Below are 14,873 nucleotides of genomic sequence, written 5' to 3' on the forward strand. Positions count from 1 at the left end.
GCGAATTCTGCCGCCGGGACGCACCTCCCTTGAGAACAGGATCTCCCTCAAGCAGAGCTGAGCGCCTGGCGCGCCGCCAAGGGAGACCATGTGCCAGTGAGTGTCGAGCCTTGTTTCCGCACGGTTCTCCAGTGACGACATGCCGAACACCCCCACGAGGCACTCCCGGCCGCGGGCCGTCACCGCCAGTCTCGGACCAGAGAGGACCGGGGCGGCGTTGGCCGCGTCACTTCAACCTCCACCGCCCAATCCACGCCTGGGTCGAATCCGAGATGGTCACCGGAGGCGAGCTCAAGGGAGCGGGCGGCGGCACGCAGTGAGGCTCCGCCAAGCTCGTTTCCGCAGTTCAGTGGGGCTGGTGTGATGCGTTGGTGAGGTCCTCACGCTGGCAGGTGGCGTGATCGTCGGGGCGAGATCATCCGCCCGCTCCGTCAGCGCTGTACTTCGCTGTTCGCCAGAACGAGCAGGGCCCGCAGGAGCGTGGTCGCCTGCCGGGTGTCCGTGCGGAGTTTGGTCAGGATCCGCCATGACTTGAGGTTCGCGAAGCCATGTTCGTTGGCGGCGCGTTCGCGGCTGACCAGGCGGTTCGCTTCCCTCTCGGCGACGGTCAGCTTGTGGTTGCGGGTGGCCTTGCGGCCGGTGATGATCACCGGGTCGTCTTCGGGCTTGTCGTCGAGGCCGACGAAGCCGAGGTCGGCCAGGGCGCCGAGGCCGGCTTCCCTCAGGTGTCCGGTGATCTTGTTGTGGCGGGCGGTGGTGATCTCGCTGGACCGGCCGGGCTTGGCCGCGGAGATCCAGATCAGGTTGCCCTTCTCGTCGGTGACAGCGAGAAACAGCAGGCCATGGGCCTTATGTTTGCCGGAGTAGTTCTTCCGGTCGTCCCTCCCGGTGCGGCGGTGGGTGCGGATCAGGGTGCCGTCGAGGAGGACCACGACCCCGCCGCTGCGGGCGATCTTCTTGCATGCGCGGTCCAGGCGCGGGGCGCGGGCGGCCAGCAGCTTGACGACTTCCTTCACCCAGCGGCGGACGGTGGATTCGCCGACCTGGTTGCCGCCGGCCATGTCGGCCAGGCGCTGGTCGTGACGGAGTACGGCGAGCACGATGACGGCCTGCTTACCGGGTTCGGCCTTGCGCCAGACAGAGCGCATCCGGTTGCGGCGTTGGCGTATCAGGTCGGCGACGAGATCGATGGTCCGCTTCGACAGCGGGAGGCGGACCTGGTAGACAACATCCCGAGGGCCCTCGGCGGGCTGGTTTTTGGTCACACACTTACCAACTCCCGCCGGGGGCACTCGCGTTATGGCAGGAATCGGCCCGTCCGGCCAGCGGCGTTACTGGTCAGCGGGGAAGGTAACGCCCGGACGCGGTACGTGAGAGCCAGCCCCGGTCGGCAAGTTTGCGCAGCTGGCCCCGGACCGGCTCGATCTTCGCCGGACTCGCCTCCCGGCCCAGCCCGAGGGCGACGTCCTTGGCCATCACCGGACCGTCCGCCCCGGCCACGATCTCCATGATCCGTCGATATTCTGAGGTCAGGACCTCCAGTCCCATCCCCTCGACGCGGTCCGGCACCACTCGCATCCCGCCCGCACCCGGACCCACCGTCACAACGGCCGGCTCCGGCTCCGGCTCCGGCTCCGGCTCCGGCTCCGGCTCCGGCTCCGGCTCCGGCTCCGGCTCCGGCTCCGGCGACACGATGCCCGGCGGTCGCCGTCCACCATCAGTGGCCTCGGCCCACTGCCCGAACACCACCTCGGCGGCCTCCAACCGGGCGACCTCCGTTTCGAGTTCACCCAGCTCCTTGCGCAGCAGCTCGGCACGTTTCGCCAGCTCAAGCCGCCGCTCGATCGTCCACGCCAGCACGTCCGTCATGAACATCCCTCCCAGCGCAGAACCTACGCGGCGACCCCCGAACCTCACTCCAGAACCCACGAGAACACCTGCGCCAGACGATCTCGTGCTAACGATCACCCCACCTGCCAGCGTGAGGACCTCACCGACCCATCACACCAGCCCCACTGAACTGCGGAAACGAGCTTGGCGGAGCCTCAGTGAACTGCGGCCGCCCGCCTTCCGACTCGTGCCTCGTCGGCAGGGCGTATGCCGCCGGGGTGGCACAGTCAGTCGGATGGAACGGCACGCGCATCGGAACCCGCCGGCTCGGGTCCGAGAGCGGGACGAGGTGTGGCGTGCGCGGCCGCGCGTGGCGTGCGGCCTCCCTCGGGTCCGTACCCGAACCGGATCAGCAACTGCGGGCAACACGGTTGCCTCGATCCGCCCATCGCCGCCCGCAGATCCAGCCACTCCATCGCCTGGTGCAGCATGGAGGTGCGTACCCCGTGCACCGTCGCCGTGAGCAGTACGCGCTGCAGGGCCTGGCCCGCCCGCAACCAGTCCTCGCGCCGGTCCCACGAGGTCCACAACAGCGCTACCTGGGCGTGGCGTTCGAAGTGCAGGGCGGGCAGGTACGGCACAGGCAGCCGGCCGGTGAAATCCCGCATCGGTATCCGCCCGGACGCATCCCGAGCGCCCAGGGCGGTCACGGGGATGCCGTAGGGGGTGTCCCTTCCCGGGGCGGTGAGCCAGGTGCGTGCCTCGGCCGTGCGAGCCGGATGGGATGCGTTGCGGGCCTCGGCCGCCTGGGTCAACTGCAGCAGACGCCGGGTTCCCATGATGTCGGGAACGTCCAGGCGCGCGCCCTCGGCCCGGGCGGCGGTGATCATCTGTGCCACGACCGGTTCCGGCACCGGGCGGCCGGTGAAGGGCATCCGGCTGGTGTGACGCCGCTCGATTGCTTCGTACAGGCCGCCCAGGGTCGAGGGCCCGTGCGCGGCGGGCCGGGCGAGTTGCACGCGGGCGAGCAGGTCCGGATCGTCCGCGGCCGGCAGTAGACGGACGATCGGTTCCCAGCCCAGGTGTGCCGCGGTCACCCGGAGGTTGAGGACGGCCGCGCCCACCGACAGGTGCTGGGCACGCAGGTCGGGATCGGTCATCGGCAGTGGCCGTCCGCGGTCGGCCCGGACCTCGACCGACCGGCTGTCCGGGTCCAGGCCGAACCGCCAGGGCTGCGTATTGTGGATCGACGGTGCTGCCACCGCCGCGGCCAGCAGGGACCGAACGGCTGTGGCGTCGACTTCCCGGGTCTGCATGACGGCTCTCCTCTGCAAAGCTCTCCCCCGTACCGCCAACCCTGCGCCACGGTCCCCGGCTCGGGAGAGGGTTGACCGGCCCTTCCGGGCCTGCCATACGGCCTTGAAATACGAGCCGGACGCGCCGTGCGGTCCCCTGAAGGGCATGCCCGTCAGCCCCTCAGCCGGTCCGTGTCAGGGCCCTGGTATTGACACCCGTGCTACCGGCCACGCTCGGGGAGCACCGTCAGGAACCCGCAGACAGAGCCCCCACAACGAGCTGCGGTGAGTTCCGCGCGGTCTTGGCCGGACGGCGAGGCCAGGACCGTCGCTCCGGCCTGCCTCGTCCGGCCCGACCTGTCTGCTCATCAGGGCCGTACGCCGCCACAGGGCGGGCCGATCGGCCCTGCTGCCGCGACGGCCCCGGCTGTCACCGTGTCAACGGGTCGCAGCAGGCACCCATTCACCCCCAGGAGGTCTCCGCCATGCCCCGTACCGTGACCGTCGGAGTCGACGGCTCGCCCGAAAGTCTCGCCGCCGCGGAGTGGGCCGCGCGCGAGGCGGAACTGCGTGGTCTCCCCCTGCACCTGGTGCATGCCTGGGACTGGCAGCGCTACGCCCTGCCGGAGCCTGACAACGCGGCACACCGGTACTGGGGTGGGCGTGTCCTGCGCGAGGCGACCGAGCGGCTGCACAAGCACCACCCGGGCCTGGAGATCACCTCGCAGCAGGTTCCGCAACCGCCCATGACGGCGCTGGTGTCGGCATCCGCGGAGGCCGAACCGCTGGTCATCGGATCCCGGGGCCTCGGCGGCACCGTGGGCTTCCTGGTCGGTTCTGTCGGGCTCGCTCTCGTCGCGCACACCGACCGCCCCGTCGTCCTCGTACGCTCCGGTGTGAGCGCCGACGACGAGCACCAGATGGACGCGGACGGCCGGCCTTCGAGCACCACGCCGTACCGGGACGTTGTGCTGGGGCTGGACCATCAGCACCCCGACGACGCGGTCATCTCGTTCGCATTCGAGGCGGCGGCGCGTCGTTCGGCAAGGCTGCGCGTGGTGCACGGCTGGAGCCTGCCGCCCTACTTCGCCTACGGGCTCCCCTTGGACCCGGTGCTGAACGCCGAACTCGCCCGCGAGGAGGCGAGCGCCGTCGAGGCGGCCCTGGCGCCGTGGCGCGAGAAGTTCCCCAACGTCGAGGTCGTCGAGCAGGCCTTGGTCGGCAGCGCCGGCGACCATCTGGTCGATGCCGCCCGCGAGGCGTCGCTGGTCGTAGTCGGCCGCCGCATCCGGCACACCCCGCTGGGGGCCCGCATCGGACCCGTCACACACGCGGTGCTGCACCACGCCACGGCGCCGGTCGCGGTGATCCCGCACGAGTGACCGAAGGACCGAGTGATGGCGACGAGGCGCAGCCGCGTCCGGGCCCGGACGGGCTCCGGACGCGGCGCCGCTGCCCCTCTCCTCTGGTCCCGAAAGCGCGAGGCCCGGCAGTGGAAGGGACGACCGTCCCGTACCGGACCCGGGTCGGCCCAATATCAAGAAGGCTGTCCAGGCGCAGGCTGTCCACGACCGATCCCCGATAGGCCAGTGCCATGACCCTCACAGCCGCGTTGCTCTGCACGCTGATCCTCGTCGGCGCATTGCATGACACGGCCCGCCTGCTCGCGCCGGACCAGAGCCGTCACCCGCTGCGATCGCTCCGGCGGCACCACGGGGCGCTCGAGACGGCCGAACGGCGGCTGATCAGACAGCGACCGGGCTCGCCGTCCGCCGCCGGGCAGCCCTTCGGCAGCGACCGGCTCCCGCGATCCGTCGACCGCAGGAACAGAGGCCCGCGGCTCCCTGCCGAACCGCGGAACTCACGCCCGTCCCACGGAAACGGGCCTGCTCGCCGCGTGCCCCCACCGAGGCGGATCACACCGGCTGAACCACACCCGGCGCACACGAGCGGCGTCGAACCCGTCGACGGCCGGAGAGCCACCTCTTCCTGCCCGGCCGGGGCCGGGGGCCTCGGTCACACGATGTCGAGGACATCTCTCACCGGGCGACGGGGGGTAGCCGGGCCCCGGGGGCCGTAGCCGAGTCGCATCACCATCTGCACGTGGCCCGTGCCCCATCCCGGGTCGCGGGCCAGCAGGCGCAGCTCGCGGTCTTCCAGGGCATGGGAGGTCAGGGAGGTGGCCAGGTCGGCCAGGGTGGCCTCCAGCAGAACCCTTTCCAGGGCCTGTCCGCCGCGCAGCCAGTCGGCGGGTGTGTCACCGGGGGTGCTCAGCAGGGCCAGGTGCGGGGTGTGCTCGAAGGCGGTACTGCTGCGGTCGGCAACCGGCCGGCGTCCGGCGAAGTCCCGTACAGGCGCCTTGCCGTCCCGTTTGCGCGGGCCGAAGGCGTACTCGGGGACGCCGTCGACGGCGGTGTCCGCCTCCGCTCCGAGCCGGGTCCAGCGGATGAGGTCCGCGCGGGCGCCGGAGTCCATGGCGTCGCGGCTCTCCGCGTCGCGGACCAGGTCGAGTACGGTCTCGGCGTGCCAGGGGCCGGGGAAGAGGAGGACGGCCGACTCGCGCGCCGCCGCATCCTGCAAGGCGGTCTGGACGTCCTCCGGGATGTCCTTCTCGGCGAAGGGATGGCGGCTGGTGTGCCGCTGCCGGATCGCCTCATGCAGCCGCGCCAGGTCGTCCTGCAGCAAGCGTCGCTCGCCCGGGTCGGCCAGGTGGACGGCCGCGAGCAGCAGCGGATCCTGTGGCTCGGGCAGCAGCCGGATGTCTGGGACGAGGTCCGTGTGCGCGGCGGCGACGCGCAGGTTGAACAGCGCCGCCCCGCAGCCGATGTGCAGCGCCCGGTTGCCGGGATCGGACCGGGGCATGGCCCGCGCGAGGTCGGCGCGCAGCAGCAGGAGACGCTCGTCGGCGACGTACTGGAAACGCCAGGGCTGCGCGTTGTGCATGGACGGAGCCGCCGTGGCCTCTGCCACGAGCATCGTCACCGTTTTCTCGTCGAGTTCGCGCGAAGCCATGGAATCCTCCTGTCCTGCCCCGCCGTGACGCGGGTCCCACCAGGTACCGCATCAGCGGGCCGGCCTACGGGCTGGCACCACGGCTACAACGGTCATCCGGCCCGCACCCGACGGGCCGATTCCAGCGTCTGCCCGGCGGCACCGCCGAGCACCCGGAATCCGCGCACCAACGCGGCCATGCCGGAACACGATGCGCAAGGGCCTCAGTGTTGCCCGGATGGGGCCGATCGCCCCTCTCGCCTCTGTACCCACAAACCGATGATGGAGTCAGGCGCGGACGCCGGGATCGACAATCCGCGAGGGGCTCCCCCGTACCCGACCGGAAGACGGCGCCCGCGTCGTCGGCCCCTCCCCTGTGGGTGGGGCGCCGGCGCCCGGAGGCCGTGGATGGGCGCCGATGCATGACTCCCGGTCGGGTTGGCACTGCGCCGACACAGAAACCACAGCACGCGTACTTGACCGGAGGGTCATGCACACGTGGAGGAAGAGGGCCTCAGGCAGTGGGCGGCCGGACGAGCGTGTTGTCGCCGGTGCGGCCGGCGAAGTAGTCCGCGATGTTCGCCACGGTGGTGGCGGCGATCTCACCTACGGCGTCCCGGGTGAAGTACGCCTGGTGCGAGGTGACCAGGACGTTGTTGAAGGTCATCAGTCGGGCGAGGCGCTCGTCGGTCATCACCTCCAGGGACTTGTCGAGGAAGAACACCCCTGCCTCCTCCTCGTACACATCCAGCCCGACGCCGCTCAGCCGTCCCGCGCGCAGCGTCTCCAGCAGGGCGTCGGTGTCGACCAGGCCGCCCCGGCTGGAGTTGACCAGGATCGCGTCGTCCTTCATCACTGCCAGGGCACGGGCGTCCACCAGGTGGTGGGTGTCTTCCAGCAGCGGCACGTGCAGGCTGACCAGGTCCGCCTCGGCGAACAGCCGCTCCCGCTCGACGTACTCCATACCCAGAGCCAGGCAGTCGGGGTTCTCGGCGACGTCCCAGCCCAGCAGCCGCATGCCGAAGCCGTGGGCGATCCGGGCGAACGCGGCTCCGATCTTCCCGGTTCCCACCACCCCGGCCGTCCGGCCCCGCAGGTCGCGGCCCATCAGCCCGTCGAGCCGGAAGTCGAACTCCCGGGTGCGGTGCGCGGCCCGCACGATCCGGCGGTCCACGGCGAGCGCCAGCGCCCACGCGAACTCCGCGACCGAGTACGGTGAGTAGTACGACACCCGGGCCACCGTCAGTCCGAACTCCTCGGCCGCCGTCAGGTCGATGTTGTTGTAGCCGGTGGCCCGCTGGGCAATCATCCGCGTGCCGCCCTGGGCCAGCGCGCGCAGCACCTCCGCGTCCAGGGTGTCGTTGACGCTGCTGAGCACCACCTCATGGCCGGCTGCGGTCGGTGCGGTGTCCCTGTTCAAGAACAGCCGTAGACAGCGCAGTTCATGGCGGTCACCGAGGGCTTTGCCGAACGCGTCGTGCAGCAGCGGCTCCTCGTCCGCGAGGACGCCGTACGCGACGATCTCCATGTGCTCTCCTCCCGTGAGGCGGTTGATCACCTCTCCACCGTAGGGCCGGAACCATCAGCCGACGGCCACCTGCCGCTCCGGGGCCCCCGGCCCGGCAGGTCAGTTCCGCATGAGCGTCCTGGCGACGTACTCGGTGAGGTCGAGCAGCCGGTGGGTGTAGCCCCACTCGTTGTCGTACCAGCCGAAGACCTTGACCAGATCGCCGTGCGCCTGCGTCAGCGGGGCGTCCAGGACGCACGAGGCTGGGTCGCCGACGACGTCGCGGGAGACGATCGGGGCGTCCGAGACCCGCAGGATTCCCTTCAGCGGCCCGTCGGCGGCCTCCCGGAACGCGGCGTTGACCTCGTCCGCGGTCACGGGCCGCTCCAGAACCACGCTCAGGTCGGTCAGCGAGCCGTCCTCGACCGGCACGCGGACGGCGATGCCGTCCAAGGTCCCGGTCAGCTCCGGCAGGACCAGGCCGACGGCGCGGGCAGCGCCGGTGGACGTGGGGATGATGTTGACGGCGGCGCTGCGACCGCGGCGCAGGTCCTTGTGCGGGCCGTCGAGGACCACCTGGTCGTTGGTGTAGCCGTGGATGGTGGTCATCAGTCCCTTGACCAGGCCGAAGTGCTCGTCGAGCACCTTCACCATGGGCGCCACGCAGTTGGTGGTGCACGAGGCGTTGGAGACCACGTGGTCGCTCTCCGGGACGTACGTGCCCTCGTTGACGCCCATCACGATCGTGGCGTCGACTCCCTTGCCCGGTACGGAGAGCAGTACCTTCCGGGCGCCCCCCTTCAGGTGCAGACCGGCCTGCTCACGGGTGCGGAAGCGGCCGGTCGACTCGATGACCACGTCCACACCGAGGTGCCCCCAGTCCCGCTCGGCCGGGTCACGCTCGGCGGTCACGGCGATGTGGTGGCCGTCGACGGTGATCGAGGTGTCGTCGTGTTCTACGGTGCGGCCGAGGCGGCCGTACGTCGAGTCGTACGCCAGCAGATGGGCGAGCGCGTCCGGCGAGGTGAGGTCGTTGACCGCCACGACCTCGACCGGCTCGCCGGTACCGCTCTCCGCGCGCTCCAGCACGCAGCGCAGATAGTTGCGTCCGATGCGGCCGAAGCCGTTGATGCCCACGCGCACGGTCATGTCCGTCGTCCTCCCGATCAGTGCTGCCCGGCGGTGTCCGGGTGTGCTGCCAGCCTGGTGGCCGGGGAGGGGGTTCGGCATGGGCCGCTCGGGGGCCGGGTGAGGGACGTTCGGCCCTGCGGCTGCCGGCTGCGCGCGAAGCCTCAGCGCCCTTCGTGCCGCAGCCGGTCCTGGGCCTGCGTGGCGATGACCGCGGCCTGGATGCGCCGCTCCACGCCGAGTTTGGCGAGCAGGCGGGAGATGTGGTTCTTGACCGTCTTCTCCGCGAGGTAGAGGCGCTGGCCGATCTGGCGGTTGGTGAGCCCTTCGCCGATGAGGGCCAGAATCTCCCGCTCCCGGTCGGTCAGGCCCGGCAGAGCGTCGGGCTCGGGCTCCGGTTCCTGGCCCTGGCGCAGGCGGGCCATCAGCTTGGCGGTGGCGCTGGGGTCGAGCAGGGACTGCCCGCGGGCCACGGTCCGCACGGCCGACACCAGATCCGAGCCCTGGATCTGCTTCAGTACGTACCCGGACGCACCCGCCATGATCGAGTCCAGCAGGGCCTCCTCGTCGTCGAAGGAGGTGAGCATCAGGCAGGCCAGCTCCGGCATCTGCGAGCGCAGCTCGCGGCAGACGGTCACTCCGTCGCCGTCGGGCAGGCGCACGTCGAGCACCGCCACCTGCGGGCGCAGCGCGGGAACGCGGACCAGTGCCTGCTCCACGTTCGCGGCCTCGCCGATCACGGTGATGTCCGGTTCGTCGTTCAGCAGGTCGTGCACCCCGCGCCGTACCACCTCGTGGTCGTCCAGCAGGAAGACCCGGATCGGGTTGTCGGGTCCGGGTCGCTCGCTGTCCGCCATCAACGGCTCCTGTCCTGTGTCGTCTGTCTCTGGCACGGAACCGCCAGATGGGCGGGACCGGTCCTTCCCTGTCACAGATCCTGCGCGATTCCGGGCCGAACGGCCAGGGCCGACCGGCCCTTTTCGCTCTGCTGTTCCCGCATTCCCCCGCGTACCGGTTTTGATCGCCTGCCCGGCGCCGACCGGTGCCGAACGCCGAGGAGACCCGGGCGGGCCTTCACCGTTGGGCACCATGCCGTCCGAGTCGGGACCATCGGCCCCTGGAACCGCGGCCACCCTCTCGTAAGGCTCGGGGACAAGGGCCGGCGCCATCGTCCGCGGCCCGCTGGTCCCGTATCCGGAGGTCTCTTCCCATGATTCGCCCCATCACCGTCGGCCTGGACGGCTCCCCCGAAAGCCTGGCCGCAGCCGACTGGGCAGCCCGCGAGGCACAGCGCCGCGATCTGCCGCTGCATCTGGTGCATGCCTGGATCTGGCAGCCCCACGACGTGCCCGTCGCACAGGATCTGGACACGCAGAAGCACTGGGCTCTGCGAATTCTGCGGGAGGCCGAGGAGGAGCTGCGCGGGCGGCATCCGGAGCTGACGGTCAGCACCGAGCAGATATCCGAGACCGCGGCCGAGGTGCTGCTGGGCCAGGCGGAGAAGGCCGAGATGCTGGTGCTGGGCTCCAGCGGTCACGGCGCCATTGCAGGGTTCCTGCTCGGCTCCGTGGGGCAGCAGGTGCTGGCCCGGGCGAACAGTCCGGTGGTCATGGTGCGGGCGAACGCCCGCTCGGCCGCCAAGCACGACGGTGGGCAGGTCGTGGTCGGGCTCGACGACCCGGGCGACCCGGCCGCGCCGCTGCTGGAATTCGCCTTCGGCGCGGCCGCCGCTCGCAGGACCGCGCTGCGCGCCGTGCACGCGCCGAGCCTGCCGCCGCTGTACGGACATGGCCCGGTTGTGGGACAGCTGGCCAGCCAGGAAGGCGGCATCACGGGTCAGGCGGAGAAGGCACTGTCCGACGCCCTCAAGCCGTGGCAGGAGAAGTACCCGCAAGTCCCGGTCGACCACACAGTCGATCTCGCCCGCCCCTCCGGAGTCGTACTGCAGGCCGCCGCGCAGGCCGGACTCGTAGTGGTCGGCCGCAGGGTGCACCGGCCCGCTCTCGGTATGCGCATCGGGCCGGTCGCTCATGCCGTCCTGCACCACGCCGCCGCCCCGGTCGCCGTCGTACCGCACGACTGAGGGCCGGTTTCCGCACGGCTTGAGGGCCGAGCGGCCCCACAGGCGAGGACCTCCAGGACCTGCCCACCGCGTCGGGGCCCGTTCGACCCTGGAACCACACCGAACAGACAGACCCGAGGAGCATCAAATGAAGGCAGCAGTCGTCCGGTCCTTCGGCCAGCCGCTGGTGATCGGGGAGCGCCCGGACCCGGAGCCCGGCCCCGGCCAGGTCCGCATCCGCCTGGAGGCGTCCGGGCTGTGCCACACCGACATCCACGCGGCGCACGGCGACTGGCCGGTCAAGCCCACCCCGCCGTTCATCCCGGGCCACGAGGGCGTCGGCATCGTCGAGGCGCTCGGCGACGGCGTGAACCACCTGGAGGTCGGGCAGCGGGTGGCCGTGCCCTGGCTCGGCTGGGCCTGCGGACGGTGCGAGCACTGCCTGTCCGGCTGGGAGACACTGTGCGAGCAGCAGCAGAACACCGGCTACAGCGTGGACGGCGGGTACGCCGAGAAGATGCTCGCCCCGGCCGACTTCGCCGCTGTGGTCCCCGAGGGCATCGACCCGCGCGACGCCGCCCCGCTGACCTGCGCCGGCGTCACGACATACAAGGCTCTGAAGGTCGCCGGAGTGCGTCCGGCCCAGCTGGTGGCGATCTCCGGCGTCGGCGGTCTCGGCCACCTCGCCGTCCAGTACGCGAAGATCGCCGGGGCGACCGTCGCCGCGATCGACGTCACCGACGAGAAGCTCGAACTCGCCCGGGAGCTGGGAGCCGACATCCTCATCGACGCCCGCAAGGAGGATCCGGCCGAGGTGCTCAAGCAGCACGGGGGCGCCCATGCCGCGATCGCGCTGGCTGTCAACGAGCAGGCGTTCGCCTCCGTGTACGGCGGCCTGCGGCGCGGCGGCAAGCTGGTCATGGTCGCCCTGCCCGCCGGCGGAACCATCAGCGTGCCGATCTTCGACACGGTCCTCAACGGCACCTCCGTGATCGGTTCCATCGTGGGTACCCGTCAGGACCTGGACGAGGTGTTCCGGCTGCACGCCGCCGGACGCACCAAGGTGATCTACGAGACCCGTCCGCTGGAGACCGTCAACGACTCCATCGCCGAGGTTCTGAACGGTCAGATCAAGGCACGCATCGTTTTCGAGATGTGAGCCGACCGAACCTGTCCGCCGCGCGTCGTCCGCCGACCTGCCACGAGCCCGGCGGACACGACCGGGCTCCACAACCTCCCCCGGGACAGCAGGATGAAAGGGCACACCGTCATGGTCCGTTACGTGTACGACTTCGCCGCGGGCGGCCGTGACATGGCCGACCTGCTCGGCGGCAAGGGCGCCAACCTCGCCGAGATGACCCGGATGGGCCTGCCGGTGTCGCCCGGGTTCACCGTCACCACCGAAGCCTGCCGCGCTTTCCTGGCCGCCGGCGCCGAGCCGGACGGCCTGGCCCACGAGATCTCCGATCATCTGACGGCACTGGAGGAGGCCGCCGGTCGGCGGCTGGGGCAGCCGGACGACCCACTGCTGCTGTCCGTCCGCTCCGGGGCCCGCTTCTCCATGCCCGGCATGATGGAGACGATCCTCGACATCGGCCTCAACGACGAATCCGTGCTCGGGCTGGCGAAGTCCTCCGGGAACGAACGCTTCGCCTGGGACTCCTACCGCCGCCTCGTGCAGATGTTCGGCAGTACGGTCATGGGCGTCGACAGTGCGCTGTTCGAAGACTCGCTGGCCCGCCTCAAGGAGGCCCGGGGCGCGGTGGACGATCTGGGCCTGGACGCGGCCGATCTGGCCGGGCTCGTCGAGATCTACAAGGAGCTGATCCGTCAGGAGACGGGCGAGTACTTCCCGCAGTCCCCTGCCGAGCAGCTGCGCCGGGCGGTCCTCGCCGTCTTCGAGTCCTGGAACGGTGAACGCGCCCGTCTCTACCGCCGCCGCGAGCACATCCCCGACGACCTGGGCACCGCGGTCAACGTCCAGACCATGGTCTTCGGCAACCTCGGGCCCGACTCCGGCAGCGGCGTCGCCTTCACCCGCGACCCGGCCACCGGCGCCCCAGGCACGTACGGCGACTACCTGTCCAACGCGCAGGGCGAGGACGTCGTCGCCGGCATCCGCAACACCGTGCCGCTGGACGAACTGGGCCGACTGAACCCGGCAGCTTTTGCCCAACTACGCGACCACATGCGGACGTTGGAGACCCACTACCGGGACCTGTGCGACATCGAGTTCACCATCGAGCGCGGCCGACTGTGGATGCTGCAGACCCGGGTCGGCAAGCGCACCGCCGAAGCCGCGTTCGCCATCGCCGCCGAACTGGCCGACGAGGGACTCATCACCCCGGACGAGGGCCTGACGCGCGTCAGCGGGGACGGACTTGCCCGGCTCATGTTCCCCCGCTTCGACACCTCGGGCGTCACCGAGGCTCTCGCTCACGGCATCCCGGCCTCACCGGGCGCCGCCGTCGGTGCCGCGGTGTTCGACTCCGCCGAGGCGGTCCGCCGTGCGGCCGCCGGTGAGAAGGTCGTCCTCGTACGGCAGGAGACCACCCCCGACGACCTGCCCGGCATGATCGCCGCCCAGGCGGTGCTGACCAGCCGCGGCGGCAAGACCAGCCACGCCGCCGTGGTCGCCCGCGGCATGGGCAAGGTCTGCGTGTGCGGGGCCGAGGAGATCACCGTGGATGCGCAGGGGCGCCGCTTCACCGTGGGCGACACCACCGTCGAGGAGGGCACGGTCATCTCCGTCGACGGGTCCGAAGGTGCCGTCTACCCCGGTGCGGCGCCGCTGGTCGACTCCGCGGTGATGCGGTACTTCGAGACCGGCGGGCAGGGTGAGCGGTCGGCCGGGCTGGTCGGCGCTGTGGCCCATGCCATGCAACAGGCCGACGGTGTACGGCGGTTGGGCGTGCGGGCGAACGCCGACACCCCCGAGGATGCCGCCCGGGCCCGCCGGTTCGGAGCCGAGGGCATCGGGCTGTGCCGCACCGAGCACATGTTCCTCGGCGACCGGCGGCAGCTGGTCGAGGCGATGATTCTGGCCCGCACCGACGCCGAACGCGAGCGGGCGCTGGACGCGCTGCTGCCGCTGCAACGGCAGGACTTCATCGGCATCCTGGAGGCGATGGACAGCCTCCCGGTCACCATCCGTCTCCTCGACCCACCGCTGCACGAGTTCCTCCCCGACCGCACCGAACTCGCCGTCCGCCTCGCCACCGCCGAGGCACACGGCACGCCGCCGAGCGCGCACGACGCCGAGCTGCTGGACGCCGTGAACCGCATGCACGAGGAGAACCCGATGCTCGGCCTGCGGGGTGTACGCCTGGGGCTGGTGGCGCCGGGCCTGGTCGCCATGCAGGTACGGGCCATCGCCGAGGCGGTCGTCGAACGCAAGCGCGCGGGCAGCGACCCCCGTGCGGAGATCATGGTGCCGCTCATCGACACGGTCGAGGAACTGCGCCTCGTGCGCGAGGAAGTGGAGCAGGTACTGGCCCAGGTCTCAAAGGAGTCCGGCGTCCCCGTCGAGTGCCCGGTCGGCACGATGATCGAGTTGCCCCGGGCCGCCCTCACCGCCGGCCGGATCGCCGAGGAGGCACAGTTCTTCTCGTTCGGCACCAACGACCTGACCCAGACCACCTGGGGCTTCTCCCGCGACGACGTCGAGGCGGCGTTCTTCTCCGCCTACCTCGACAAGGGCATCTTCAAGGTCTCTCCCTTCGAGACCATCGACCGCGACGGCGTCGGCCGCCTGGTCGAGATCGCGGTCGCCGAAGGCCGCGCCGCACGCCCCGGGCTGAAGATCGGTGTCTGCGGCGAGCACGGAGGAGACCCGGACTCCGTGCACTTCTTCCACCGTGTGGGACTCGACTACGTCTCCTGCTCGCCGTTCCGAGTCCCGGTCGCCCGCCTGGAGGCCGGACGGGCCGCGCTTCCCGAGACCGAGACCAGCGACAGCCGGTGACACACCTCCGGCAGGGCCGGAGGTGGAAGCCCCGGCTTCGGCCCTGCGAGCCTCCACGGGCTGCGATGTGAGATGACGATGTGCGGCAGTGCGCCG

The 14,873-nt window shown here is 71.0% G+C and carries 11 protein-coding genes; 4 read left to right on the plus strand and 7 right to left on the minus strand.

What is annotated here, in order from left to right; all coding sequences use genetic code 11:
- Window positions 1–431: 431 nt before the first annotated feature.
- The 3 genes from WBG99_RS05075 to WBG99_RS05085 all read right to left on the minus strand — a co-directional run bounded on the left by WBG99_RS05075 (window position 432) and on the right by WBG99_RS05085 (window position 3,146).
- Entirely contained in the window at window positions 432–1,265 is an 834-nt protein-coding gene (locus WBG99_RS05075) for a transposase family protein (protein WP_338895175.1), read from the minus strand.
- Between the two features lie 73 nt (window positions 1,266–1,338).
- Window positions 1,339–1,869 carry a hypothetical protein gene (locus WBG99_RS05080; RefSeq protein WP_338895176.1) on the minus strand — a complete coding sequence of 177 codons (531 nt, stop codon included), beginning with the start codon at window positions 1,867–1,869 and terminating at the stop codon, window positions 1,339–1,341.
- Window positions 1,870–2,117: 248 nt separating this feature from the next.
- Window positions 2,118–3,146 carry a hypothetical protein gene (locus tag WBG99_RS05085; protein WP_338895177.1) on the minus strand — a complete coding sequence of 343 codons (1,029 nt, stop codon included), beginning with the start codon at window positions 3,144–3,146 and terminating at the stop codon, window positions 2,118–2,120.
- 464 nt (window positions 3,147–3,610) lie between these two features.
- Here WBG99_RS05085 and WBG99_RS05090 point away from each other — a divergent pair, with 464 nt between their 5' ends.
- Window positions 3,611–4,507 (plus strand): universal stress protein, encoded by an 897-nt coding sequence (locus WBG99_RS05090; protein WP_338895178.1) that lies wholly within the window; start codon window positions 3,611–3,613, stop codon window positions 4,505–4,507.
- A gap of 634 nt (window positions 4,508–5,141) precedes the next feature.
- Here the strand turns inward: WBG99_RS05090 and WBG99_RS05095 are convergent.
- From WBG99_RS05095 to WBG99_RS05110, 4 genes are all read right to left on the minus strand, one after another.
- Window positions 5,142–6,137: a nitroreductase gene (locus WBG99_RS05095; protein ID WP_338895179.1), complete on the minus strand. Its 996-nt coding sequence runs from the start codon at window positions 6,135–6,137 to the stop codon at window positions 5,142–5,144.
- A gap of 493 nt (window positions 6,138–6,630) precedes the next feature.
- Window positions 6,631–7,644, minus strand: a complete 1,014-nt coding sequence (locus WBG99_RS05100) for a 2-hydroxyacid dehydrogenase (protein ID WP_338895180.1) — start codon at window positions 7,642–7,644, stop codon at window positions 6,631–6,633.
- Window positions 7,645–7,743: 99 nt separating this feature from the next.
- Window positions 7,744–8,772, minus strand: a complete 1,029-nt coding sequence (gene gap / locus WBG99_RS05105) for a type I glyceraldehyde-3-phosphate dehydrogenase (RefSeq protein WP_338895181.1) — start codon at window positions 8,770–8,772, stop codon at window positions 7,744–7,746.
- Between the two features lie 143 nt (window positions 8,773–8,915).
- Window positions 8,916–9,608: a response regulator transcription factor gene (locus WBG99_RS05110; RefSeq protein ID WP_257561291.1), complete on the minus strand. Its 693-nt coding sequence runs from the start codon at window positions 9,606–9,608 to the stop codon at window positions 8,916–8,918.
- A gap of 353 nt (window positions 9,609–9,961) precedes the next feature.
- On the opposite strand from WBG99_RS05110, the gene WBG99_RS05115 reads away from it, so the two are divergent.
- The 3 genes from WBG99_RS05115 to ppdK all read left to right on the plus strand — a co-directional run bounded on the left by WBG99_RS05115 (window position 9,962) and on the right by ppdK (window position 14,777).
- Window positions 9,962–10,834 carry a universal stress protein gene (locus WBG99_RS05115; RefSeq protein WP_338895182.1) on the plus strand — a complete coding sequence of 291 codons (873 nt, stop codon included), beginning with the start codon at window positions 9,962–9,964 and terminating at the stop codon, window positions 10,832–10,834.
- Window positions 10,835–10,961: 127 nt separating this feature from the next.
- A complete protein-coding gene (gene adhP, locus WBG99_RS05120) occupies window positions 10,962–11,972 on the plus strand; it encodes an alcohol dehydrogenase AdhP (RefSeq protein WP_338895183.1) in 1,011 nt (336 codons plus the stop codon).
- A gap of 111 nt (window positions 11,973–12,083) precedes the next feature.
- A complete protein-coding gene (gene ppdK / locus WBG99_RS05125) occupies window positions 12,084–14,777 on the plus strand; it encodes a pyruvate, phosphate dikinase (RefSeq protein WP_338900219.1) in 2,694 nt (897 codons plus the stop codon).
- The last annotated feature ends 96 nt before the right edge of the window (window positions 14,778–14,873 follow it).

It is taken from the genome of Streptomyces sp. TG1A-60 (genome assembly GCF_037201975.1).
Lineage (GTDB): Bacteria > Actinomycetota > Actinomycetes > Streptomycetales > Streptomycetaceae > Streptomyces.